The sequence below is a fragment of the Pseudophaeobacter sp. 1A09344 genome (assembly GCF_041008745.1).
Lineage (GTDB): Bacteria > Pseudomonadota > Alphaproteobacteria > Rhodobacterales > Rhodobacteraceae > Phycobacter > Phycobacter gallaeciensis_A.
In genome coordinates, this window is sequence record NZ_JAXGFS010000001.1 from 416723 (window position 1) to 439700 (window position 22978).

Sequence of the window (22978 nt, forward strand, 5' to 3'; positions counted from 1 at the left end):
TCGTGAGGACAGAGTGACGGTATATCGCGAAGATATTGAAAACAAGGCGGAAAGCCTGTGTGGTAAATGGTGTGTTGCCGGGCTTGGGCCGGGCTGTCGATTGCCCATATCTTTGAGCTTTCTCAGCAGAGCAGGATTCGCTGTCGCCCCTCAGCAAGTGGGCGATGGCCGGTTTTGAGCCAATACAGGTTAATTCCAGGAGCAATCTTGGCCGTGGCAACAGGGGCAAAGCGAGGCTTTGGGATCGTTTCTGCGGTCACAACTCCGGCTTGCAGGTGCCGTGAGGTAACCGGAGGTTCGTGATTGAGGTACCGCTAAGCTCCAGTCATACGTAGATTGTTTTCATTTTGAGACCTGAGCGGCTGTCACTTTTGATCGCGGCGTCTGTGGCATGGGGGTCCGGAAATAGGTCGCATCGCTCTCTTTGCATGTGTTAGGGATAATTGTCACAAAGCGCCTGCTGCGGAAGCGCCGATCTGTCTGTAATTACACATGACAAACAACAGTAGCCGATCCACCTCTGTGGGGCGGGACCTTAGAACCGGCGATGCTGGATCAATACAATTAGAAGTAAAAACAGGAGCCAACATGGCGGTGAAGACAGCGGTAATCGGACTGGGGATCATGGGGCAGCGGATGCTTGAGCAACTGATCCTGCACAAAGACTACACTCCGGTAGCCCTTTGGGATCCGTCTGCGGACGCTTGCGCAGCCGCGCAGGCACTGGCGCCCGAGGCTGAGGTGACAGGTACGCCCGAGGCGGCAATCGCGGCGGCTGATCTGGTCTATCTTGCTTGCCCTCCGGTACCGCGCAAAGCCTATGCCCTGGCGGCGGCTGCGGCTGGCCAAGCGGTGTTTCTGGAAAAACCGCTTGGCGTTGATCTGGCGGAAAGCGAGGCGCTGGTGGCAGGGCTCAAGGCCAGCGGCGTACCAGCAGCGGTGAATTTCACTCAGGCCGCCGGTGCGGCTCTAACGGATATCTCCAGTGCTGCCCTTGCAGGGGAAATGGGCGATCTCGTCGGGGTGGATATGGTGGTGACCTATGCTGCCTGGCCGCGCGCCTGGCAGCAGGCGGCGGACTGGCTGCGGTTCCGCGCCGAAGGCGGCATGACGCGCGAGGTCCTGTCGCATTTCCTGTTCTTCACCCAGCGGATCTTTGGCTCGCTCACCGTCTCCTGGGCGAAGCCCTCTTACCCTGGGGACCCGGCGCTGTGCGAAACGGCGTTGTTGGCCCGGCTGGAAAACGAGGAAGGATTGCCGGTGTCGATCCTGGCTTCGGTCGGCGGTGCGCAGCCGGATCGTCAGGAGTTCACCATCAAGGGCAGCAAGGCCAGCCACCGGGTTTCGAATTTCTCGGACCATGCCATCTCGGAAGGGGACGACTTCGTTCCGGTGCCCCAACCTCCGGCAGACCGCCGCACCGTCGCGCTGCAAGCGCAGTTGGACGATTTCCTTCTGTGCATGGCGGGCAAACCTCACCGGCTTGCCACCCCGCAAGAGGCGCTGGAGGTGCAGCGCCTGGTTGAGGAGATGTTGGGCGGAAAAGGCTGAGGGGCGTTTGGACCTGCCGTTGGGGCAGGTCCATCCTCGATACCTTGCGAAGTGGCGGCGAGGTGAGCCGCCCTCACGTGGTACATGCGCCTCGGCCTACGAAACCCTAAGCACCAGTTCCGCCGCGCTTCCTACATTTGACTTGGCAAGAACAGCACAAGCGTAGGGAAGGCGAGTAGCAGGATCAGGCGCAGGATATCCATCAGCCAGAAAGGCGTCACGCCGCGAAAGATGGTAGCGGTCGAAACGTCACCAACCACCCCTTTGAGGATGAAGACGTTCAAGCCGACGGGAGGCGTGATCAGGCTGATTTCAATCACGACGACGACAACGATCCCGAACCAGACCGGATCGAACCCCAGCGATGTGATCAGGGGGAAGAAAATCGGCACGGTCAGAAGCAGCATCGACATGCTTTCAAAGATGCAGCCCAGGCCGAGGTAGATCAGTATGATCAGGCCCATGACAACCCAGGGGCCCAGATCAAGCGATGTGACCAGCGCTAGTAGCCCTTCGGGCAGACCGGCCAGATTGACGAAGTTGGAAAACACCCAGGCCCCTATAAGAACCGCAAAGAGCGAGGCCGTGGTCAGAGCCGTCTCCCCCAGGACTTCGCGAATGCTTCGCCAATTCAGGTTGCCCCGGGCCAGGGCGATCAGGAAAGCGCCCATTGCGCCCATTCCTGCGGCCTCGGTAGGGGAAAAGGCGAGGTTCAGCGGCCAGAAGTTGAGCGCTCCGTAAAGGCCGCCGATGACCAGAAAAAACAGCAGCAGAACGGCCCAGACATGGCTGAGCGCCTGCAGGCGTTCGCCCCATGTGGCACGCGTCCCGGCAGGGCCTGCCTCTGGGTTGCGCATCACGGTCAGGCGCACGGCCGCAAGGTAGAACAGGACGCCAAGGAAGCCGGGAACGATGCCCGCGATAAAGAGCTTGCCGATGGAGGTTTCCGTGAGCAGGCCGTAGATCACCAAGATCACGGAGGGTGGAATGAGAATGCCCAGGGTGCCGCCCGCCGCGATGGAGGCACTGGAAAGACCGTCTGCATATCCGTATTTGCGCATTTCCGGCATGGCCACCTTGGCCATGGTTGCCGCCGTTGCCAGCGAGGATCCGCAGATGGCCGCAAACCCACCGCAGGCCACGATTGTGGCCATGGCCAGACCGCCACGGAAATGTCCCAGAAAGGCGTTCGAGACGCGGTAGAGCTCGCGACTGATCCCACCCTTGTTGACGAAAAGCCCCATCAGGATGAACAGGGGAATGACGCTGAGGCCGTAGTCCTGTGCGGTGTCGATGATCAAACGCCCGACCATCGAAATCGCAGCGCGATAGCTGGTTTCGTAAATCAACCCGATCATGCCGACAAAACCCATGGCAAAGGCAATCGGGATGCGCAGCAGGACCAGAACGAAGACGGCGATAAAGCCAAGGAAGGATTCAAGCATTCTTGGCCTCCAGCATATGCGGCGCAATGAGGTGCAGCAGGCCGCGCCCGATCAATGCGACAGCGGTGACGTAGATCATCGCTGCGATGAAATAGGCGATATAAAAGGTGGGGATCGACAGATATTCTGTCACGTCGCCGTAGCTGCGCGAGCGTTCCGCCAGATCGACAACACGGCCCGCCGGATACCACAGCATCACAGCACAGATCAGGGCAACAGCCGCATCACGCCAGCGTTCAAGTCTCATCCTGCGGAACGGCCCGTCCAACAGATCAACGGCGATATGGCCGTTCTGGGCGCTCAGAACCGGCAAGGCGGCGAACACGATAAGCGCAATGCCGATACGGATCAGCTCGGTTGCCGCTTCGATCGGGGCATTGAAAACCGAACGCATCAGCACATCTGCAAAGGTCAGGCACATCAGCGCAAAAAGGGACAGGTTGGCCAGGAACATCGGCAGTTTTGAAAGGGCGGTCAGGAACCGGAGGGCGTATTGCATCGGGCCTCGCTTGAGCGCAGTAGGATATGAAAGGACCGGCGCCCATCTGTGCGCCGGTCCCGTTTTCCGGATCGTTTACTTGCCGGACGCGGCGGCCATTTCCTTGACCATCATGTCATAGGCGGCTTGCCCGTCGACGCCTGCGGCTGTCACCTCTGCGATGATCTTGTCGCGGACCTCTGCGGCCATGACGGCAAAGGCTGCCTGATCTTCCGCGCTGGCCTCAACGATCTTATTGTCCGCGGTGTCCTGGGTCAGCTTGCGTGCGGTTGCGTCGCTTTTGTCCCAGACCGCGCCCATCATCCGCGATGCGGGTTCGCCGAAGACCTTGCTGTCGAGGGCCTCCTGCACATCGGCGGGCAGGCTGTCGAATTTCTCCTGGCTCATGATGACCGAGAAGGAGCCACGATAAAAACCACCGGGCATTTCATACACGTTCTTGGCAACTTCGTTCAGTTTGAAGCTGATACGTTCGCCAAGGTTCATGGCAACCGCATCTGCAGCGCCGGAATCAAGCGTCTCGTAGACCTTGGGGGCAGGCACCTGAATGCCGACAAGACCCAGTTTCGCGCCTACGTCTGCGGAGACACCACCGCCCAAACGTGTCTTGAGGCCAGACAGATCGGCCAGGGTGTTGACCTCTTTGTTCGAGTGGATCTGCCCCGGGCCGTGGGTCGTCAGCGCGATGACCTTTACGCCGCGATGCTCGTTCAGGTCCTTGAGAATGGCTTCGTGCACCCGCCAATGAGCGACCGAGGAGGCTTCGGCGTTGCCCTCGTAGCCGGGGATCTCGACCAGCTTGGTGCCGACGAACCGTCCGGGCGTGTAACCGTGAAACAGGATTGCCACATCCGCGATGCCATCAAGGACCAGATCCATCTGCGCAGGCGGCGAGGCAAGGCCGCTCTTCAGCTCGGTCGTCACGGCGCCGTCTGTCGCCTCTGACATCATCTCGCCCAGCTGAGCGAACATCTCAGTGTTCACCGGGTGGGTGGGCGGCAGCCATGTGGAAATGGTGATCGGTTCGGCAGAAAATGCACTGGTTCCCATGCTGATCGCAACGGCGGCGCTGGCCAGAATCTTGGTTAGCTTGGTCATTGGAGTGTCTCCCAGAATGTTGGATTCATACCATTTTCAGGGTCTAGCGCCCCAATTCGGAAGGTATATGCGTTTTCATGTAACTCCATTTTTGCCGTCTTGAAAACTATTTTCTGCTTAAAGCTTCTCTGGCGCGTCCTCTTCCAGGGTGTTCAGCAATGCATGCAGTATGGGCTTCAGGTGGTGTCCGCCGTGCTCTGTCAGGCGTTCTAGCAAGGCCTTTTCATGGGCTTGTGCCTGTGGAACGAGCCTGTTGGTCAACGCGCGCCCCTCCGGCGTCAAAAAGACGCGGACCCGTCTGCCATCTTCGGGATCGCTTTGGCGGATCAGTAGTCCGCGCTTCTCCATCTGGGCGATGATGCGGGTCAGGCGGGATTGCTCAACCAGCGCGATCCGGGCCAGCTGCGTGATCATCGCGCCTTCGCAGTCGTGCAGGCAGGCCAGCACCCGCCATTCCGGCACGCGCAGGCCCGAGCTGCGGACTTGGGCGTGAAACTGGGCACTGGCCCCTTCGCTGGCGGCAGCAAGCAGATAAAGCAGGTAGTTGCTCACAAACCCCGGTGCGCCATCCGGGCTCACTGGCATTGTCATAGGTCCACCCAGCATGCGCCAAGGCGAAGCCCAGAAATGTCTTGACCTGAGTTATATGAAATTTCATATTCTTTCAAAAGGAGGACTCCCGTGAGCAAAATTGATGGTGTCGTACTGGAGGTTACACCGCTGACCGACCGTATCAGCAGCCTGATAGTGGCTGCAACAGATGGTCGCGTGTTGCCCGAATGGGAGGCTGGCGCGCATGTCGAGTTCGACGTGCCGGGCGGAACCCGCGCCTATTCGCTGGTGGCGTTTGATGCTGACATGATGTCCGCGCCGAAGGAATACCGCATCACCGTTCAGCGCGAAGACGAGGGGCAGGGTGGCTCCAAGGCGATGCATGCGCTGACGGTGGGCGATCCTGTCACTTTCGCAGCGCCCAAGAATGATTTCCCGGTGAAGCTGGACGCCCCGGCTGTTCTATTGGCGGGCGGTATCGGGGTCACGCCAATGATTTCGATGGCGGCGGCCTTGCAGGCGGCAGGCCAGAGATTCGCGTTCCACTATGCGGGCCGCACGGGTGCCGCCATGGCCTATCACGAGAGGCTGGCGGACACCTTGGGCGAGGCGTTTCACCTGCATTGCGATGATGACACGAGCGCGCTGGATTTGGATGCTCTCATAAGTGGGCTGGGGGATGCGCATCTATACGTCTGTGGTCCGCGCGGGTTGCTGGATGCGGTGCGCGCCAAGGCCGAAGGTGCCGGTATTCCAGCGGATCATGTGCATTTTGAACTCTTCACCGCAGCCGAGGCGCAGGAGGGTGACAGCGCCTTTGAGGTGCAGATCAACGATGGCAGGGTCTTCACCATCCCTGCGGACAAAACCATCGTGGAGGTGCTGGAGGAGCATGACGTCGATGTCCTTTACGATTGCCAGCGCGGCGATTGCGGCATCTGCCAATGCGATGTGATCGAGGGCGTGCCGGATCACCGCGATGTTGTGCTCAGCGAAGCGGAACGCGCCGCTGGTGATGTGATGCAGATATGCGTGAGCCGTGCGAAATCCGCGCGGCTGGTGCTGGATATATAGGGGAACGGACATGGTCAGCTATTCAGGAAACCCAACTGCGGCGGCGTCCCTTGTGCAGCCCCATCAGGTGCACCGGGATGTCTATATCAACGAGGACATCTTCAAGCTTGAGATGAAGCACGTCTTTGCCAATTCCTGGGTATTTGTCGGCCACGAAAGCCAGACCCCGGCCAAGGGCGATTACTTCGCCACCCAGATCGGGGATCAGCCAGTCATCCAGGTGCGTCACAAGGCGGATGACATTCACGTCCTTTATAATCGCTGCCCGCACAAGGGCACCAAGATCGTCATCGACCGGCAGGGCAATACCGGTAAATTCTTCCGCTGCCCCTATCACGCGTGGTCCTTCAAGACAGATGGCTGCCTGCTCGCGATCCCACTCAAAAAGGGATACGAGGGCACCGGCCTTGAAGAGACCGAAAGCGGCAAGGGCATGAAGGCGGTCGGCGCCGTCAAGAACTACCGCGGCTTCATCTTTGCGCGGCTGGCCGAAGAGGGCATCAGCTTCGAGGAGTTCTTTGGCGACAGCCTCAGCTCGCTCGACAATATGGTGGACCGCTCGCCCGAAGGTCGGCTTGAGGTGGTCGGCCCGCCGCTGCGTTATCTGCATCACTGCAATTGGAAAATGCTGGTCGAGAACCAGACCGACACCTGCCATCCAATGGTCGCGCATGAAAGCAGCGCCGGAACCGCAGTGAAGCTATACGAAGATCTGGACCTGCCGGAAGGCACGCCCAAGCCCCCGGCGATGGAGATCATCGCGCCCTTCATGTCTCCCTATGAGTTCTTCGAGGGCATGGGTATCCGCACCTGGCCCAATGGGCATGGGCACACGGGCGTCAGCCATTCGATCCACTCGGACTACTCCGCCATTCCGGGGTATTTCGAAGCATTGACGGAAAGCTACGGAGAGGAGCGGGCCAAGGCCATTCTCGACGACAACCGTCACAACACCCTCTATTTCCCCAATATCATGATCAAGGGACCGATCCAGCAGCTGCGGGTCTTCATCCCGCTCGCGGCCGACAAGACCATCGTGGAAAGCTACATCTACCGTCTGGTTGGGGCGCCAGACGCGCTGACCGCCCGCACGGCGATGTACAACCGCATGATCAATGCGCCCACCTCGATTGTGGGGCATGACGACCTTGAGATGTACGAGCGCGCGCAGGAAGGATTGCACGCCGACGGTATGGAATGGGTCAACGTCCAGCGATTGCTCGAAGAGGACGAGGATTTCAGCGAGGAAGCCGTCCACAACGGCACCACCGAACGCCAGATGCGCAACCAGTTCAACGCCTGGGCCAAGTTCATGACCTATGATGCCTCGGAGCAGGGGGTGGCGGAATGACTGTCACACGGGATCAGCTGATCGATTTCATCTATGACGAGGTGCGGATGCTGGACGAGGGGCGCTATGACGAGTGGTTGTCGCTCTGGCTGCCCGACGGCATCTACTGGATGCCGCTTGACTACAAACAGACCGATCCGATCAATCAGACCTCGCTTCTATACGAGGACATGTTCATGCTGAAGCTGCGGGTCGAGCGTCTGAACGGCGCGCGCACCTTCAGCCAAAAGCCCAAAAGCCGTTGTCATCATGTCATTCAGCGCCCATTCGTGGACGAGATGGGCGAAGACCGCTTCGTGACCAATACCTCCATGCACTACGTGGAGACGCGTCTGGACGAGCAGCAGCTGCTGGCCCTGACCGTACGGCATGATCTGGCCCTAGTGGACGGGGCGCTTCGGATTGCGGGCAAGCGGGTTGATCTCCTCAATTGCGACGCAGCCTTCCGCAATATTCAGTTGCTGCCATGATCACCGCACAGACCGTTTTTGGCGCCTTTGCAGAAAGCGCCGCCCGCTGGCCCGACCGTCCGTTCCTGAATGTGCTGCCAGAGACGGCAGAGATCTACGGGATCGACGCAGGCGAAATCACCTACGCCGAGGCCCTGAAGACGGTGCAGGACCATGTCGCAGAGATTGAGGCTGCCGGATACGTCAAGGGTCAGCGCGTTATGGTCTTGCTGGAGAACCGGCCCAGCTATTTCCTGTGGTGGCTGGCCTTCAATGCGCTCGGGATCTCTGTTGTTCCCGTGAACCCCGATCTGCGCGCCGCTGAAATGGAATACATGATCGCGCACGGCGAACCTGTTCTGGCCCTGTCGCTGGCCAGTCGCGCGGACGAGCTGCGCAGCGCCGCTGAGGCGGCCAAGGTTCAGATGCCTGTGGTGACACTTGGGGAACCGATGCCGAAGGCCGTCACAACCGAGGCCATCGCCGCGCGTAATGGCGATGCGGAGGCGGCGCTCCTTTATACATCGGGCACCACCGGGCAGCCCAAGGGCTGCATCCTGACCGATGAGTATTTCATCGAGGCGGGCCGCTGGTACAGCACCGCAACCGGTGTTTGTGCGCTGAACACGGATGGCGAGCGGATGATCACGCCGCTGCCGATCTTTCACATGAACGCCATGGCCTTTTCCTTCATGGCGATGGTTGCCGTGGGCGGCTGCCTGACGGCGCTGGATCGTTTCCATCCACGCAGCTGGTGGGACTCGGTGCGCCGCAGCCGGGCAACCTGCCTGCATTATCTGGGCGTGATGCCCTCGATGCTGATGGGGGCGGAGCCTTGCGCGGAGGATCGCAATCACTCGGTACGCTTCGGGTTTGGCGCAGGGATTGATCCCAAACTCCATGCCCCCTTCGAAGAACGCTTCGGCTTTGCCCTGACCGAGGCCTGGGCGATGACCGAAACCGGGGCAGGGGCCACCGTTTGTGCCAACCGCGAACCGCGCAATGTGGGCACCTCCTGCATCGGCTGGCCGCAGGACACGGTCGAGGCACGGCTGGTGGATGACAGCGGCGCCGATGCCGATCAGGGCGAATTGCTGGTACGTCACGCCGGGCCGGATCCGCGCAAGGGCTTCTTTGCGGGATACTTCAAGAACGCCGAAGCCACGGATGAGGCCTGGGAAGGCGGTTGGTTTCACACCGGCGATATCGTGCGGCGCGCGGCGGATGGCACGATGTATTTCGTCGACCGCAAGAAGAACGTGATCCGCAGATCCGGGGAAAACATCGCGGCGGTCGAGGTGGAATCCATCCTGGCTCGCCATCCGGCCATTGCCGGGGTCGCGGTCGCCGCTGTCCCCGATGAGATCAGGGGGGACGAGGTCTTTGCCTGCATTGTTCCCAGGGATGCCGCCAGTCCGCAGCTTGCAGAAGAGATTACCACATGGTGCCTGACGCAGTTGGCCTATTACAAGGCGCCGGGCTACATCGCCTTTGTCGAAGACCTGCCCGTCACCGCGACCCAGAAACTGCAACGGGCGGTGTTGAAGACGCGCGCGGCTGAGCTGCTGAAGGATCCCCAGACCGTCGACACTCGCCATCTGAAAAAGCGGAGCGCGGCATGAGCCGTCTGCCCTATGACGGGGTTGTGCTGACCGCGCCGGTGTCGGTGCCCTATGTGCGCTACACCAATGAAACCGCCCATTGGTGGATCGCCCGCGCCCTGCGCGAGGCGCTGAACGTGATCGGCATGACACCGCAGCAACTGGACGGGCTTTCGGTCTCGAGCTTCACGCTGGCGCCCGACACGCCTGTTGGCCTGACGCAGCATCTCGGCCTTTCGCCCCGGTGGCTCGATACCGTTCCGATGGGCGGGGCCTGCGGCGTTGCCGCCCTGCGCCGGGCGGCGCGCGCGGTGCAATGCGGCGATGCCGATGTCATCGCCTGCGTGTCGGGGGATACCAACCGGATCGACAGTTTCCGCACCCTTCTGTCCGCCTTTTCGCGGTTCTCGATGGATGCGACCTTTCCCTATGGGTTCGGCGGCCCCAACGCCAGCTTTGCGCTGTTGCAGGACGCCTATATGCAACAATTTGGCGCCACGCGTGAGGATTTTGGCCGCATCGCGGTGGCGCAGCGGGCCAATGCCCTGAAGAACCCGCAGGCGATCATGAAAAAACCGCTGAGCCTCGATCAATACCTTGACGGCCGCATGATCTCGGACCCGATCGGCCTGTTTGACTGCGTGATGCCCTGCGCAGGCGCTGAGGCCTTTGTGGTGATGCGCGAAGAGATGGCCGTGGCCAAGGGGCTGCCCTTTGCCCGCATCAGCGCCACCATTGAGCGCACCAATGCCTTTCCTGAGGATCCCATGCAGCTGCGTGGCGGCTGGGCCGTGGACGTGGACGAGCTGTGGCAGATGGCGGGCCATGGCCCTGACGAGATCGACGTCCTGCAAACCTATGATGATTACCCGGTGATCTGCATGATGCAGTTCGAGGATCTGGGGTTCTGCGCCAAGGGCGAGGGCGCGGAATTCGTGCGCCGCCACGATCTGACCATCGGCGGCGATTTCCCGCATAACACCTCGGGCGGGCAGCTGTCCGTCGGGCAAGCCGGAGCCGCAGGCGGCTATCTTGGACTGGTCGAAGCACTGCGGCAGGTGACGGGCACAGCGGGACCAACCCAGGTCGAGGGCGCCCGCCGCGCGGCCGTGTCGGGCTTTGGCGTGATCAATTATGACCGGGGCCTGTGTTCCTCTGCCGCCGTGATCGAAGGAGGGACGACATGAGCGAACCACTGGTCCCACCGAAAAAGAAAGACCCGCAAAAACGCACCACCGTGCCGGTGCTGCCCCCCGCCACGCGCAGCCGGGCCGCGTTGGGGTTGGGTGTGATGGCCGCTCAAGGGCGCTTTGGCCTGCAGGTCTGTGCAGACTGCCAGGCGGTGCAATATCCGCCACGCGATGCCTGCCACAAATGCCTGTCCACTGATCTGCCTTGGCAGGATGTGGATCCATCCGGCACGGTGATGGCTGAAACCACGATCCGTGTGTCGCCCGAACCCTATTTCCGTGAACGGATGCCCTGGCGCATGGGTGCGGTGAAACTCGATGCCGGGCCGATGCTGAATTGCCATCTGCATGGCGAGGTCGGTCGCGGCGATGCGGTGCGCATGGCGTTGAAACTGGACAGGGCCGGGCAGGGCGTATTGGTTGCGCTGCCGCAGAAAGGAAGTACCGCGATGCAAGATGATCCCGTGCTGCGGGCAATGTCGTCCGACCCGAAATACCGCCGCGTGCTGATCAGTGACGCGCGCGCGCCGGTGGCCCTAGCCCTGACGCAGGCTCTGCTCAAGGCCGGTGCCTCCCATGTGTTCCTGGGAGAGCCTGAAGCCTGGCGCAGCTGGCCGGAACGCGCGGCCTTTGAAGCGATGGAAGACGTCTCTCTGCTGCCGCTGGACGTGACGGATGTGATGTCGATTGAAAAACTGGCGGCCGAGATCGGCGGCAAGGTCGATATCCTGATCAACACGGCCAGTTTCGTGCGCCCCGGCGGGATCATGGGCAATGACACGGGTTTTGCCCGCGACAGTTTCGAGGTGAACACCTTGGGACTTATGCGGCTGGCGCAGGGGTTTGGCCCCGGCATGGCGGCGCGGGTGCAGGATGGCACCAACTCGGCGGCGGCTTTTGTGAATATCCTCTCGGTGCATGCGCTGGTGCCGGATCCAGGCTTTGGCTCATTTGGCGCGTCCCAGGCGGCGGCACGGTCGATCTCGCAAAGCCTGCGCGCCGAATTCCGCCAGAGCGGCTTGCGCGTGATGAATGTCTATATCGGCCCTATTGAGGGCGATGCCTGGTTCCAGCCGCTGCCGCCGCCCAAGGTGACGCCGAACGCCGTGGCGCGCTCGGTCGTCGGCGGGCTGGTTGATGGGCTGGAAGAGGTCACCTGTGGCGACATTGCCCGTGATCACTATGCGCGCTGGCAGGCGGATGCCCTGCTGCTGGAACGGGAAATGACCGGAGGCGGATCATGAACGATCTTATTGCAGATGTGGCGGTGGCGCTGGGCAGAGGTGCGGCGCGTATCGTGGACCTGACCCATACGCTGGACCCGGATTTCCCGGTGATCATCCTGCCGCCGGAATTTGGCCAATGTGCCCGCTTCCGCATGGAAGAGGTCAGCGCCTATGATCATCGCGGACCCGCGTGGAAGTGGCACAACCTGACCCTCAATGAACATACCGGCACGCATTTTGATGCCCCCATCCATTGGGTGTCGGGCAAGGATGTACCCAATGGCGCAGTGGATGAGATCGACCCGAGAGTCTTTGTGGGCCCGGTCGTGGTGATCGATTGTTCCGAAGGGGCGGCCAAGGATGACGATTTCGAACTGACGCCAGAGATCATCGAAGCCTGGGAAACCGAACACGGAGAAATCCCTGCCGACAGCTGGGTCCTGATGCGCACCGATTGGTCCAAGCGCAGCGGGGCAGCCTATCTCAACATGGCAGAGGACGGGCCGCATTCACCGGGGCCGAGCCCGGCAGCGATCGAACTGCTGCTGAAACGCGATATTCGCGGCTTTGGCACCGAAACCGTTGGCACCGATGCCGGTCAGGGCGTTCATTACGTGCCACCCTATCCGGCGCATTACTTGCTTCATGGGGCAGGCAAATTCGGGCTGCAATGCCTGCGCAACCTGGATCAGCTGCCCCCCACGGGCGCGCTGCTGATTGCCCCCCCTCTCAAGATTAAAGGCGGTACGGGCAGCCCCCTGCGCGTGCTGGCAATGGTGACGACATGAGCAAGTATACAGCCGTGATCACGGGCGGCAGCAAGGGCATTGGCGCCGATCTGGGGCAGCGCCTGATTGCTAGGGGATACACGGTTGTCTCCCTGTCACGCGGCGCGCCTGAGTGGTCGGATCCGGGCCTGCACCACGTGGAGGTCGACCTGCTGGACCCAAGCGCCACGGCGCAGGCCGCAGCAGAAATCGCTGCCAATCATGACGTGACGCATTTGGTTAACAATGCCGGGATGATCTGGCCCAATCTGCTGGAAGAGGCATCGCCCGACGATCTGGCCGGGCTAACGCAGCTGCACCTTGCGGCCCCGCTGACGCTGTTGCAGGCCTTCCTGCCTGCGATGAAGGCGCGCGGTTTTGGACGCGTTCTTTTCAACGGCTCGCGTGCGGCACTTGGTGTGCCGACGCGCACGGCCTACTCGGCGACCAAGGCGGGGATCATCGGCATGGCCCGCACCTGGGCGCTTGAGCTTGCCGGGCATGGCATCACGGTGAATGTGGTCTCTCCCGGCCCCGTGCAGACCGATAACTTCTGGGGGATCATTCCCAAGGGCAGCGACCGTGAGGCAGAGCTGGCGAAGCGCATTCCGGTGGGGCGTCTCGGCACGGTGCGCGATATCTCGAACGCCTTTCTGTTCTTTTGCGATCCGGAGAACGGGTTTGTCACCGGTCAGACCCTGTATGTTTGCGGTGGCGGCAGCGTCGGGGCGATGTCGCTTTGATCGGGGCTGCTCCGTAGCGATTGAAAAAAAGCACTGCAATTCTAAAGCAAAAGTACGACCGCTGACGGCTTGTGCGACCGCGGTGCTGCGCCGCAAGAAAGCGGATTGATGCGCAGGGGGACGGCGGCTTTGAGGGAAGTCATTGGTGGTGTGGTAGGCCCGGCAGGATTCGAACCTGCAACCAAAGCGTTATGAGCGCTCTGCTCTAACCGTTGAGCTACAGGCCCGCCGTAAGCAAGTGGTTAGGAAATGGCGCGGGTAAGGTCAAGCGATGATTGTCGCGGGTCTCGGCTGCGCCGCTCGGCGGTGTATCTGGGTCAGGCGCTCGGTCACTCCATCGATCACCAGTTCCCGCCGCCGGTCGATACTGTGGCGCGAGGGGAAGACCGCAAAGACGTCCTTGTCCGGGGCGTTGTACTCCGGCAGCACCTGTTCGAAGGTGCCATCGCGCAGCTGGTCCTCGACGAAAGGACGCGGGGCGCGGGTGTAGCCAGAGCCGTTGGTCACCGCCTGAATGATGAGTTCGGGATCGTCTGCCGTGAAACCAACCCGGATCGGCGCCAGGACTTCCTGGCCATCACGGTGCAGCGGAAAGAAACCTTCGGTCTGGTCTTCGTGCAGCTGGATGAACTTAAGCCTTATCAAGTCTTCGGGCTGCTGCGGTCGCCCCACGTCATCAAGATAGGCTGGTGAAGCAAAGAGCACGGTTTCCAACTCCGCGATCTTGCGGCCCACGCCATCGGTGCTGCCCAGCTTGCCGCTGCGGATGGCAAGATCGTAATTCTCGCGCACCACATCGACCAGCCGGTCCTCCAACCGCATGACGATGTCTAGATCGGGGTATTGCCGGTCCAGCTCCAGAAGAAGCGGTCCGACCACGCTGCGGCCAAGGAAGGTGCTGGTGCTGATGCGAAAGGTACCGGAGACGCTGGCGTTCAGGCTGTCCAGCTCGGCTGTTAGCCGGTCATAGCCACCCAGCAGTCCCTGGGCGTGGGTAAAGACCAGGTCCCCGGCGCGGGTGGCCTGCACCCCGCGAGCACTGCGGTGCAGCAGTTGCTGGCCCAGTAGGCTCTCCAGTTGCTTGATCTGCTGGCTGACGGCGGATTGGGTCATACCCCGGCGCTGCGCTGCGCGGTTCAGGCTGCCTTCATCCAGTGCCACGACGAATGTTTCCAGAAGTGAAAGCCGGTCCATGGTGTGCCTATTAGCAATGCTTATGACGGGTATCTGACTTTTGAGACTGATGCCCGCGATATGCAGGGCATATCTCACGGGGGCGGGGAAATTCCCCTTATCAGATATTGGAGTGTCTTATGACTATCACCCGAAGAACCCTTTTGAAAGCCGCTGCGGTCGCCCCGGCGGCGGCTGCAGCTCCGGCGTTGTTTTCTCCTGCGGCTGCGGCGCCGCGGGGGTCGGCGCCGGTGCTGCATCAGTTCACTCTGGGCGATGCGCGGATCACGGCGTTGCTGGATGGGCATCTGGCGCTCAAGCCGGAAATGTTCACCGGATATGACGCGGCCAAGGCAGAGGCGGCGCTGGCAGGCTCTCTTTATCGCGAAAATGCGAAAGGTCTGGAAATCCCGGTCAATGGCTATCTGGTGGAGCAGGGCGGTGAATATACCCTGATCGATACCGGGACGGCGCAATTGATGGGACCTGATCTGGGCGCGCTGCCTGCGGCCCTGGCAGCGGCGGGTGTGACGCCTGAGCAGATTACGACCGTGCTGCTGACCCATATCCACCCTGACCATAGCGGTGGATTGCTGACGCCGGATGGCCGTGCCGCCTTTGCCAATGCGGAACTGGCGGTGGCTGCGGCGGAGTGGGACTATTGGCACGATGAGGCAGTTCTGGCTGCGGTGCCCGAAGAAAGCCGCGGCTTCTTCCAGATGGCCCGCAGCAGCGTCGCACCCTACGCAAACCGTCTGAAACTACTGACGGGCGAGGCTGAGGCAGCCAAGGGGTTGAGCGCGGTGCCGCTGCCCGGCCACACACCGGGACACACCGGCTTCATGCTGGATGCGGGCAGCGAGGCGCTGTTGTTCTGGGGCGATGTTGTTCACAGCGCCGCCCTGCAATTCGCCGAGCCGGACTGGACCATTCCCTTTGACGTCGATCAGGCGCTGGCGGCGCAGACACGGCGGCAGATGTTCGACCGGGCTGCGGCGGATGATCTGCTGGTTGTCGGGATGCATCTGGACTTCCCGGGGCTCGGCAAGGTGAAGCGTTCAGGTGAAGACTTCCGGTTTCATCAGGCACCTTGGCAATTCGGCCTGTAATCCGGGCGTGAGAGACGCAGTTTGACAGGTTTGCCGTGCTGCCTCTTGCGGCGCGGCAGATTCCCTTGTTCCCTTCCGAAGCGCCTTGCGTTAAAGGCTGCGCAACGTTTCTAAAGGAGCCAAGCGATGACCAGCGGCAAGAACGGTTTGACCTATGCGGATGCAGGTGTGGACATTGATGCAGGAAATGCATTGGTGGACCGGATCAAGCCGGCCGCGAAACGCACCAATCGCTCTGGCGTGATGAGCGGTCTGGGCGGTTTTGGAGCGCTGTTTGATCTGAAAGCCGCCGGGTACAATGATCCGATCCTGGTCGGTGCCACCGATGGCGTGGGCACCAAGCTGCGCATTGCCATTGATACCGGTGTTGTGGACGGCGTCGGCGTCGATCTGGTTGCCATGTGCGTCAACGATCTGGTCTGTCAAGGTGCCGAGCCGTTGTTCTTCCTGGACTATTTCGCCACCGGCAAGCTGGAAACAGAAACCGCAGCACGCATCATCGAAGGTATCGCCGAGGGCTGCGTGCGCTCTGGTTGCGCGCTGATCGGTGGTGAGACGGCAGAAATGCCGGGCATGTATCCTGAGGGCGACTTTGACCTTGCGGGCTTTGCCGTCGGCGCGATGGAGCGCGGCACCGCGCTGCCCGAGGGCGTGGAAGAGGGGGATGTCCTGTTGGGGCTGGCCTCGGATGGGGTGCATTCCAATGGCTATTCGCTGGTGCGCAAGCTGGTTGAAGTGTCGGGACTCGGCTGGGATGCCGATTGTCCCTTTGCCGAGGGTACACTTGGTGAGGCGCTGCTGACTCCGACCCGGCTTTACGTGAAACAATCGCTGGCGGCGGTACGGGCAGGGGGCGTGCACGCGCTGGCCCATATCACCGGCGGCGGTCTGACCGAGAATCTGCCGCGCGTGCTGCCCGAAGGGTTGGGCGCTGATATCGATCTGAACGCCTGGGAGCTGCCGCCGGTGTTCAAATGGATGGCGGAAACCGGCGGCATCGCCGAGGCTGAGATGCTGAAGACCTTCAACTGCGGCATTGGCATGATCCTGGCGGTCTCTGCCGACCGCGCAGATGCGCTGACCGAGGTTCTGGAAGGCGAAGGCGAGACCGTCAGCCGCCTTGGCTCCGTGACCCAGGGCGAGGGTATGCGTTACTCGGGCAAGCTGCTGTGAGCCACAAGAAGGTTGCCATTCTGATTTCGGGCGGCGGCTCCAATATGGTGTCGCTGCTGGAAAGCATGACCGGAGACCATCCGGCGCGCCCCTGTCTGGTGCTGTCCAACAATGCCGATGCGGGCGGGCTGAAAAAGGCCGCCGCTGCTGGTGTCGCCACCGCAGTGGTGGATCACCGCCCGTTCAAGGGCGACCGCGAGGCGTTTGAGGCGGAGCTGGTCAAACCCATTCTGGAGGCGGGCGCTGATATCGTTTGCCTTGCCGGTTTCATGCGGGTTCTGACCGCTGGTTTCGTGTCGCAGTTTCAGGGCCGGATGCTGAATATTCACCCGTCGCTGCTGCCCAAATACAAGGGGCTGCACACCCACGCACGCGCGCTTGAGGCAGGTGACAAGGAACACGGCTGCACCGTGCACGAGGTCACGCCCGCGTTGGATGATGGTCCGGTTCTGGGGCAGGCGCGGGTTCCGATCTTACCGGGGGACACGCCCGAGGATCTGGCCCAGCGAGTTCTGGTCAAGGAACACCTGCTGTATCCGGCAGTGCTGCGTCGTTACGCAGCCGGGGACCGGACACCGGTTCTGATCGACTGATCTTTCCCGCGCCGTTTGCAATGCAGGAACCAAGGGCGTATCACCGGGTGATACGCATGAAATATAAAGAAAAGCCGCGACCGATGAAAACACTCACCACCACCGAAGAGTTGACTGCCTTCTGTCAGGAGGCTGCCAAGCATGATTATGTGACGGTGGATACCGAGTTCCTGCGCGAGCGAACCTATTATTCCAAGCTGTGCCTGATCCAGCTGGCGTTTTCCGGCGATGGTGAAACGGACGCGGTGCTGGTCGATCCGCTGGCCGACGGTCTGTCGCTGGAGCCGCTTTACACGCTGTTCCGCGATGAAAGCGTGGTGAAGGTGTTCCATGCCGCGCGGCAGGATCTGGAGATTTTCTGGGTCGATGCGGGCGTTTTCCCGAAACCGCTGTTCGACACTCAGGTGGCCGCCATGGTCTGCGGATTTGGCGAACAGGTGGGCTATGAAACTCTGGTGCGCAAGATCGTGAAACAGGGGCTCGACAAGACCTCGCGGTTTACCGACTGGTCTCGCCGCCCGCTGAGTGATGCGCAGAAAACCTATGCGTTGGCGGATGTGACTCACCTGCGCCGGATCTATGAATACCTCGCCGCTGAGCTGGACCGCAGCGGTCGCAGCCATTGGGTGGCCGAGGAACTGCAGGTTCTGACCGACCCAGCTACTTATGACATTCGCCCGCAAGAGGCCTGGCGCCGGATCAAGACCCGCACCACCTCGGGTAAATTCCTGGCCGTGGTGCGCGAGCTGGCGGCCTTCCGCGAAGATTACGCACAGCGTAACAACGTGCCGCGCAACCGTGTGTTCAAGGACGACGCACTGGTCGAGCTGGCCTCGACCAAACCGCGCACCGGATCGGATCTGGGGGGCTCGCGCCTGCTGCTACGTGAGGCCCGCAAGGGCGCCATCGCCGAAGGTATTTTGGAGGCAGTTGGCCGCGGTGTGAACTGCCCGCCGGAAAAACAGCCCAAACCCGACCGCAGCCGTGAAAAACTGCAGGTCAATCCGGCGCTTGCGGACCTGCTGCGGGTACTGCTGAAGGCAAAGACCGAAAGTTCAGGCGTCGCAGCCAAGCTGATCGCGCCTAGCGCTGATCTGGATGCTATCGCCGCCGGGCAGCGCGATGTGGCGGCCCTGACGGGCTGGCGCCGCGAAGTCTTTGGCGCCGATGCGCTGCGTCTGTGTGACGGGGAAATCGCGCTGGCGGCGCATGGGCAATCCGTGAAGGTTGTTTCCCTCTAAGCGGCACCCGTTCCTGCGAAAAATCTCTCACATTGCCCTGACGAACCTTTGGTGGTCGTCAGGGTCTAAGCGCGGGTACAAAGGGCAGCAGCCTGTTCGCGTACGGCGCCTGATCAGCGACGGCGGCTTTCGCGGGCGTTGCCGGATCCGTTGACGCGGATCGTGCGAATGCCCGCCAGATCCTGCCTTCCGAGGCTGACCGCAGCGCGCAGGGTGCGGCTGAAGGCACTGCCCACGGCGGTGGCGTCTTCGGGATAGACCACCCGGAAATCATATTCGAGAACGGCAGGATCGTCATTCGGCACCGGGCGCATCTCGACATCAAAGGCGCCCAGCCGCGAGGCAACACCAGTGGCATAGACGATGGCGCCGGTGGGGGTCTTTTCAATGCGCAATTCACTGACCTCGGCGATCAGAACGCTGCGGTCCTCGGCCTCGGGTTTGTCGAGCAGGCCATTGCCGACCTTTTCGGGGATCAGCGGGTTCACGTCGCCGTCTACCGGGGCCTCAGCCACACGGGAGCTGCCGAACCAGTTGCTCGGGTTGATGCGGGAGTCACGCCAGCCGCCGCAGCCCGCCAGAACAATTGCACTGGCCAAGAGTAGTGAAAGGGGTTTGCGCATGATGTCCTGCCCGTTTGAGTTCTCCCTGATTGTGGTTACCCGATTGCTGCTGCGTTGAAAAGCGGTTGAAAAGACCGGGCCAGCCGCATAACTGCTGATCTGCTCGCACCGTAACCAACAGGGGATTGTCCTTTCATGGCCAGCGCCGCATTTGAAGAGATCGTCGAGGACTTCGAATTCCTGGAAGACTGGGAAGACCGCTATCGCCATGTCATCGATCAGGGCAAGGAAATGACCCCGCTGGACGATGCGCTGAAGGTCCCCGCAACCAAGGTCGAAGGCTGCGCCAGTCAGGTCTGGCTGCACCCGGTGATCGAAGACGGCCGGTTCCATTTTGACGGCGACAGCGACGCGATGATCGTGCGTGGTCTGATTTCGGTTCTGCGGTCGCTTTATAATGGGTTGACGCTGGCCGAGGTTCTGGCCGTGGATGCCAAGGCTGAACTGGGCCGCTTGGGGCTGAACGATCACCTTTCGGCGCAGCGCTCCAACGGTCTGCGCGCCATGATCGAGCGGATCCGCGAGACCGCCGCCGCCGCGTCCTGATCCGCCCCTGATCTGCGCCTATGAAAGGGACTCTGTCTGGGATGGTTCACAGCGCGCCTTTAGCTGTTCGATAAACTCCCTGAGCAGGGCAACCCTGCGCGGGCGAAAGCTTTCGCCGGTTTGCTCGTAGCCTTCGATGCGGGTGACGTGAAAGAAACGGAAATCCCGCCGTTTGCAGCACCAGGCGAGCAGCATCACCACGCGATCGTTGTATGAGAGTGCCAGCGGATAGATCCGACGCTGCGTGCGCGCGTCCTGCAGATCGCGATAACCGATATCCAGCGCTTCCTCTGCCCACATCGCCTCGCGCAGCAGGGTCATGTCGATCGTCGGCTGCGGCGGGGTGTTGAACCGGTGCACCAGATTGACCGCATGCATCGCTTGGCGCTGCTGGCGTTGGGGCAGGGTGGCCAGAATCTTGATCAATGCATCATTTGCCGCTTGCGCCAGATCCGCATCACCGCGCTGGTTCACATCCGCCAGACCCAGCATCAGGGCCTCCAGTTCGATCTGGTTAAAGGTCTGTGGAGGCAGGGCAGGGTCCTCGGTCATGGTGTAGCCGAGACCTGCCTCGCCTTCGATCCGGGCCCCGGCTGCGCGCAGGCTGTCGATGTCGCGATAGATCGTGCGCTCGGACACCTCCATTGCAGCAGCAAGCCGCGCGGCCGTCACCGGCGGGCGCAGACCCCGGATCAGATGCAGTAGTCGGAACAGTCGGTCGCTTTTGGCCATGGGGGAGATTGTACCCGGAAACATCCTGACAGAAATTGGCAAGAGGGTAACGGCATAGCTGCGTCATCAGCAACCCATCAACACGAAGGTCATGGATATGCCCACTCTCTTTCATTCCCCCAACAGCCGTTCCTCTCGCGTGATTGCCCAGCTCATACTGATCGGCAAGCTGGAGGCGGTCGATGTCGTCATCGTAGATGTCGCACGCGGTGATGGCACCGGGCGTCACGACCCGCGCAATGTCCATCCCGAAGGCAAGGTGCCCTATCTGATCACCGATGACGGGCAAGAGGTCCGCGAAAGCGCCGCGATCATGATGTACCTGGATGAACTCTTCGGTCAGCCGCTAAGCCCGAAGATCGGCACGCCTATGCGTGGGAGCTTCCTAAGCTGGATGAGCTATTATGGCGGCGTCATGGAACCCGTCATCGTGTCCGCCTTCTCCGGCATTGACCATCCGGCGATCACCGGGAATTTTCGCGGGATGGCAGAGGTTTGCTCCGCACTGGAGGCGGGCTTGAAGGATCGGCCGTTCCTGCTGGGAGAGGACATTAGTATTGCAGACATCCTTCTGGCTTCACCCTTTCAATGGGCGCCCCATCTGATGCCGGACAGTCCTGCGATCAAGGCCTGGGTCAAACGGGTTGGCGATGCCTTGGATGGTTCGGCGCTGGCAGCCTACGAGGCTAACGCGGTGGCGGAGCTCGGTGCGTTGCAAAGCGCCTGAGCGAAAGGGGCCAAATTGGGGGCGCGTAGGTCAGTCCTGCGTGTCCCTAGCGCCCCAGCGCCGGATCGCGGTTTCCAGATCGCCATAGCCGGTGTGGCGGTGTTCAAATTCCAGCCCCATGCGATCTGCGCAGGCGCGGGCCTTTTCCACCAGCGCGGGATCGCTGATCTGGGACTGATAGACCAGCTTGGTATAATTGCCGAACACCATGTCGCGCAGCTCGGGGTGCTTATCCAGCCCCATGGGACGCCAGACAAAGGCGTCGAACTGTTTGACCAGAAAATCGGTGAGGTAAAAGGCGGTGATTTCGCCCTCGTCAGCCTTTTGAGCAAAGGCTTCGTTTCCCTCGAAAAAGGCATAGCAATGCGGGCCGGGCACCAGTTCCACGCCCAGTTCCGCGCAGCGCTTTTCGAGCGTACCGCCAGTGCCGCAATCGGCATAGACCACATAGATCTGGTCGTAGACCTGCTGGTGTTTCAGCACCGCCTCCTCGACGGCTTCGGTGATCTTGTCGGGATAGATATGCAGTTTCGCGGGCAGGCAGGTCAGATCCATGTGATCCAGACCGTTCTTTTCCTTGATATCAAGGATTTCCCGGGCCAGGGCGCCACATCCGATCAGCAGGATGCGCCCGGTCTTTTTCTCGGGGGCGGCCAGCCCCTGTTCCGCAAGGGAGGCGGTATCGAGACTGCGCCCGGTTGGGGGGCGGAAGGCAGCCCGCTCATTCAGGCGGGCTGCGCGTCCTTTGCGTGCCAAATCAGGCGCTCATCTGGTTGTGCTTGCGCGCGACGAAGTCCTTGGCGGTTTCCACCGCAACAGCCGCATCACGGCAATAGGCGTCTGCGCCGATGGCCTTGCCGAACTCTTCGTTCAGCGGGGCGCCGCCAACCAGAACGATGTAATCGTCCCGCTTGCCCTGTTCGACCATCGTGTCGATGACCACTTTCATATAGGGCATGGTGGTGGTCAGCAGAGCCGACATGCCGAGGATGTCGGGCTGGTGCTCTTCCAGAGCTTCCAGGTAGTTTTCGACCGGGTTGTTGATGCCCAGATCCACCACTTCGAAACCTGCGCCTTCCATCATCATCGACACAAGGTTCTTGCCGATGTCGTGGATGTCGCCCTTGACCGTTCCGATCACCATCGACCCCATGCGCGGCGCGCCGGTTTCTGCCAGCAGCGGCTTCAGGATGGACATGCCGCCCTTCATCGCGTTTGCGGCCAGCAGCACTTCGGGCACGAACAGGATGCCATCGCGGAAGTCGGCGCCGACGATAGTCATGCCGCCGACCAGCGCTTCGGTCAGGATCTTGTAGGGCGCCCAGCCGCGTTCCAGAAGGATATTCACACCTTCTTCGATCTCTTCTTTCATTCCATCGTAGAGGTCGTCGAACATCTGCTGAACGAGTTCCTCGTCATCCAGTTCCGCCAGGATGATTTCGTCTTCTTCTTCCGACATGGGCTTGTTCCTTGACTGGCGGGGTATCCCCGGCTTGGCCTTATTCACCGACTAAT

The 22978-nt window shown here is 61.3% G+C and carries 24 protein-coding genes and 1 tRNA gene; 15 read left to right on the forward strand and 10 right to left on the reverse strand.

Translation table 11 applies throughout. The features are described from left to right. Nucleotides 1-588 precede the first annotated feature (588 nt). Nucleotides 589-1551: a Gfo/Idh/MocA family protein gene (locus SM765_RS01870; RefSeq protein WP_274836881.1), complete on the forward strand. Its 963-nt coding sequence runs from the start codon at nt 589-591 to the stop codon at nt 1549-1551. 131 nt (nt 1552-1682) lie between these two features. On the opposite strand, the gene SM765_RS01875 is transcribed toward SM765_RS01870, so the two are convergent. From SM765_RS01875 to SM765_RS01890, 4 genes are all read right to left on the reverse strand, one after another. Further along, entirely contained in the window at nt 1683-2996 is a 1314-nt protein-coding gene (locus tag SM765_RS01875) for a TRAP transporter large permease (RefSeq protein ID WP_274836882.1), read from the reverse strand. Then, complete coding sequence (locus tag SM765_RS01880) at nt 2989-3495, reverse strand: TRAP transporter small permease (protein ID WP_065273358.1); 507 nt, start codon at nt 3493-3495, stop codon at nt 2989-2991. Before SM765_RS01880 ends, SM765_RS01875 begins: the two co-directional genes overlap by 8 nt. Before the next feature lie 75 nt (nt 3496-3570). Continuing rightward, nucleotides 3571-4593, reverse strand: a complete 1023-nt coding sequence (locus SM765_RS01885; RefSeq protein ID WP_274836883.1) for a TRAP transporter substrate-binding protein — start codon at nt 4591-4593, stop codon at nt 3571-3573. 117 nt (nt 4594-4710) lie between these two features. Further along, a complete protein-coding gene (locus SM765_RS01890) occupies nt 4711-5184 on the reverse strand; it encodes a MarR family winged helix-turn-helix transcriptional regulator (RefSeq protein ID WP_274832092.1) in 474 nt (157 codons plus the stop codon). Between the two features lie 90 nt (nt 5185-5274). On the opposite strand from SM765_RS01890, the gene SM765_RS01895 reads away from it, so the two are divergent. From SM765_RS01895 to SM765_RS01930, 8 genes are read left to right on the forward strand one after another with little or no spacing between them, the layout of a single operon-like run. Further along, nucleotides 5275-6219: a PDR/VanB family oxidoreductase gene (locus SM765_RS01895; RefSeq protein ID WP_274836884.1), complete on the forward strand. Its 945-nt coding sequence runs from the start codon at nt 5275-5277 to the stop codon at nt 6217-6219. Nucleotides 6220-6229: 10 nt separating this feature from the next. Continuing rightward, the gene (locus SM765_RS01900) at nt 6230-7570 is read left to right on the forward strand and encodes an aromatic ring-hydroxylating dioxygenase subunit alpha (RefSeq protein WP_274836885.1); all 1341 of its coding nucleotides are present in this window, start codon (nt 6230-6232) and stop codon (nt 7568-7570) included. Continuing rightward, nucleotides 7567-8040 carry an aromatic-ring-hydroxylating dioxygenase subunit beta gene (locus SM765_RS01905; RefSeq protein WP_274833856.1) on the forward strand — a complete coding sequence of 158 codons (474 nt, stop codon included), beginning with the start codon at nt 7567-7569 and terminating at the stop codon, nt 8038-8040. Before SM765_RS01900 ends, SM765_RS01905 begins: the two co-directional genes overlap by 4 nt. Then, on the forward strand, nt 8037-9641 hold the full coding sequence (locus tag SM765_RS01910; RefSeq protein WP_274833859.1) for an AMP-binding protein: 1605 nt from the start codon (nt 8037-8039) through the stop codon (nt 9639-9641). Before SM765_RS01905 ends, SM765_RS01910 begins: the two co-directional genes overlap by 4 nt. Continuing rightward, a complete protein-coding gene (locus tag SM765_RS01915; protein ID WP_368981401.1) occupies nt 9638-10807 on the forward strand; it encodes a thiolase family protein in 1170 nt (389 codons plus the stop codon). Before SM765_RS01910 ends, SM765_RS01915 begins: the two co-directional genes overlap by 4 nt. Beyond that, on the forward strand, nt 10804-12054 hold the full coding sequence (locus SM765_RS01920) for an SDR family NAD(P)-dependent oxidoreductase (protein ID WP_274836888.1): 1251 nt from the start codon (nt 10804-10806) through the stop codon (nt 12052-12054). The genes SM765_RS01915 and SM765_RS01920 overlap by 4 nt, the downstream gene beginning before the upstream one ends. Beyond that, on the forward strand, nt 12051-12824 hold the full coding sequence (locus SM765_RS01925; RefSeq protein ID WP_274836889.1) for a cyclase family protein: 774 nt from the start codon (nt 12051-12053) through the stop codon (nt 12822-12824). The genes SM765_RS01920 and SM765_RS01925 overlap by 4 nt, the downstream gene beginning before the upstream one ends. Further along, on the forward strand, nt 12821-13546 hold the full coding sequence (locus tag SM765_RS01930; RefSeq protein WP_274836891.1) for an SDR family NAD(P)-dependent oxidoreductase: 726 nt from the start codon (nt 12821-12823) through the stop codon (nt 13544-13546). Before SM765_RS01925 ends, SM765_RS01930 begins: the two co-directional genes overlap by 4 nt. 151 nt (nt 13547-13697) lie before the next feature. On the opposite strand, the gene SM765_RS01935 is transcribed toward SM765_RS01930, so the two are convergent. Continuing rightward, nucleotides 13698-13773: transfer RNA gene (locus SM765_RS01935), tRNA-Ile, on the reverse strand. A 37-nt stretch (nt 13774-13810) separates the two neighbouring features. Further along, the gene (locus SM765_RS01940) at nt 13811-14740 is read right to left on the reverse strand and encodes a LysR family transcriptional regulator (RefSeq protein ID WP_274836892.1); all 930 of its coding nucleotides are present in this window, start codon (nt 14738-14740) and stop codon (nt 13811-13813) included. A 119-nt stretch (nt 14741-14859) separates the two neighbouring features. On the opposite strand from SM765_RS01940, the gene SM765_RS01945 reads away from it, so the two are divergent. From SM765_RS01945 to rnd, 4 genes are all read left to right on the forward strand, one after another. Continuing rightward, a complete protein-coding gene (locus SM765_RS01945) occupies nt 14860-15828 on the forward strand; it encodes an MBL fold metallo-hydrolase (RefSeq protein ID WP_274833869.1) in 969 nt (322 codons plus the stop codon). 126 nt (nt 15829-15954) lie between these two features. Beyond that, nucleotides 15955-17001 (forward strand): phosphoribosylformylglycinamidine cyclo-ligase, encoded by a 1047-nt coding sequence (gene purM / locus SM765_RS01950; RefSeq protein ID WP_274836893.1) that lies wholly within the window; start codon nt 15955-15957, stop codon nt 16999-17001. Beyond that, nucleotides 16998-17594, forward strand: coding sequence for a phosphoribosylglycinamide formyltransferase (purN, locus tag SM765_RS01955; RefSeq protein ID WP_065273372.1), 597 nt, complete (start codon nt 16998-17000; stop codon nt 17592-17594). Before purM ends, purN begins: the two co-directional genes overlap by 4 nt. Nucleotides 17595-17677: 83 nt before the next feature. After that, nucleotides 17678-18835 (forward strand): ribonuclease D, encoded by a 1158-nt coding sequence (gene rnd, locus SM765_RS01960; RefSeq protein WP_274836895.1) that lies wholly within the window; start codon nt 17678-17680, stop codon nt 18833-18835. Between the two features lie 113 nt (nt 18836-18948). Here rnd and SM765_RS01965 read toward each other — a convergent pair whose 3' ends face one another. After that, nucleotides 18949-19458 (reverse strand): hypothetical protein, encoded by a 510-nt coding sequence (locus SM765_RS01965; RefSeq protein ID WP_065273373.1) that lies wholly within the window; start codon nt 19456-19458, stop codon nt 18949-18951. 135 nt (nt 19459-19593) lie between these two features. Here SM765_RS01965 and SM765_RS01970 point away from each other — a divergent pair, with 135 nt between their 5' ends. Beyond that, nucleotides 19594-20004: a SufE family protein gene (locus SM765_RS01970; protein ID WP_274827959.1), complete on the forward strand. Its 411-nt coding sequence runs from the start codon at nt 19594-19596 to the stop codon at nt 20002-20004. 18 nt (nt 20005-20022) lie between these two features. On the opposite strand, the gene SM765_RS01975 is transcribed toward SM765_RS01970, so the two are convergent. Further along, on the reverse strand, nt 20023-20736 hold the full coding sequence (locus SM765_RS01975; protein WP_274832104.1) for a helix-turn-helix transcriptional regulator: 714 nt from the start codon (nt 20734-20736) through the stop codon (nt 20023-20025). A 97-nt stretch (nt 20737-20833) separates the two neighbouring features. Between SM765_RS01975 and SM765_RS01980 the strand changes: the two genes are divergently transcribed. Beyond that, complete coding sequence (locus tag SM765_RS01980; protein ID WP_274836896.1) at nt 20834-21463, forward strand: glutathione S-transferase family protein; 630 nt, start codon at nt 20834-20836, stop codon at nt 21461-21463. A gap of 30 nt (nt 21464-21493) precedes the next feature. On the opposite strand, the gene SM765_RS01985 is transcribed toward SM765_RS01980, so the two are convergent. Continuing rightward, nucleotides 21494-22219: a DUF1638 domain-containing protein gene (locus SM765_RS01985; protein WP_274836898.1), complete on the reverse strand. Its 726-nt coding sequence runs from the start codon at nt 22217-22219 to the stop codon at nt 21494-21496. Nucleotide 22220: 1 nt separating this feature from the next. Further along, complete coding sequence (locus SM765_RS01990) at nt 22221-22922, reverse strand: corrinoid protein (protein ID WP_065273377.1); 702 nt, start codon at nt 22920-22922, stop codon at nt 22221-22223. Nucleotides 22923-22978 lie beyond the last annotated feature (56 nt).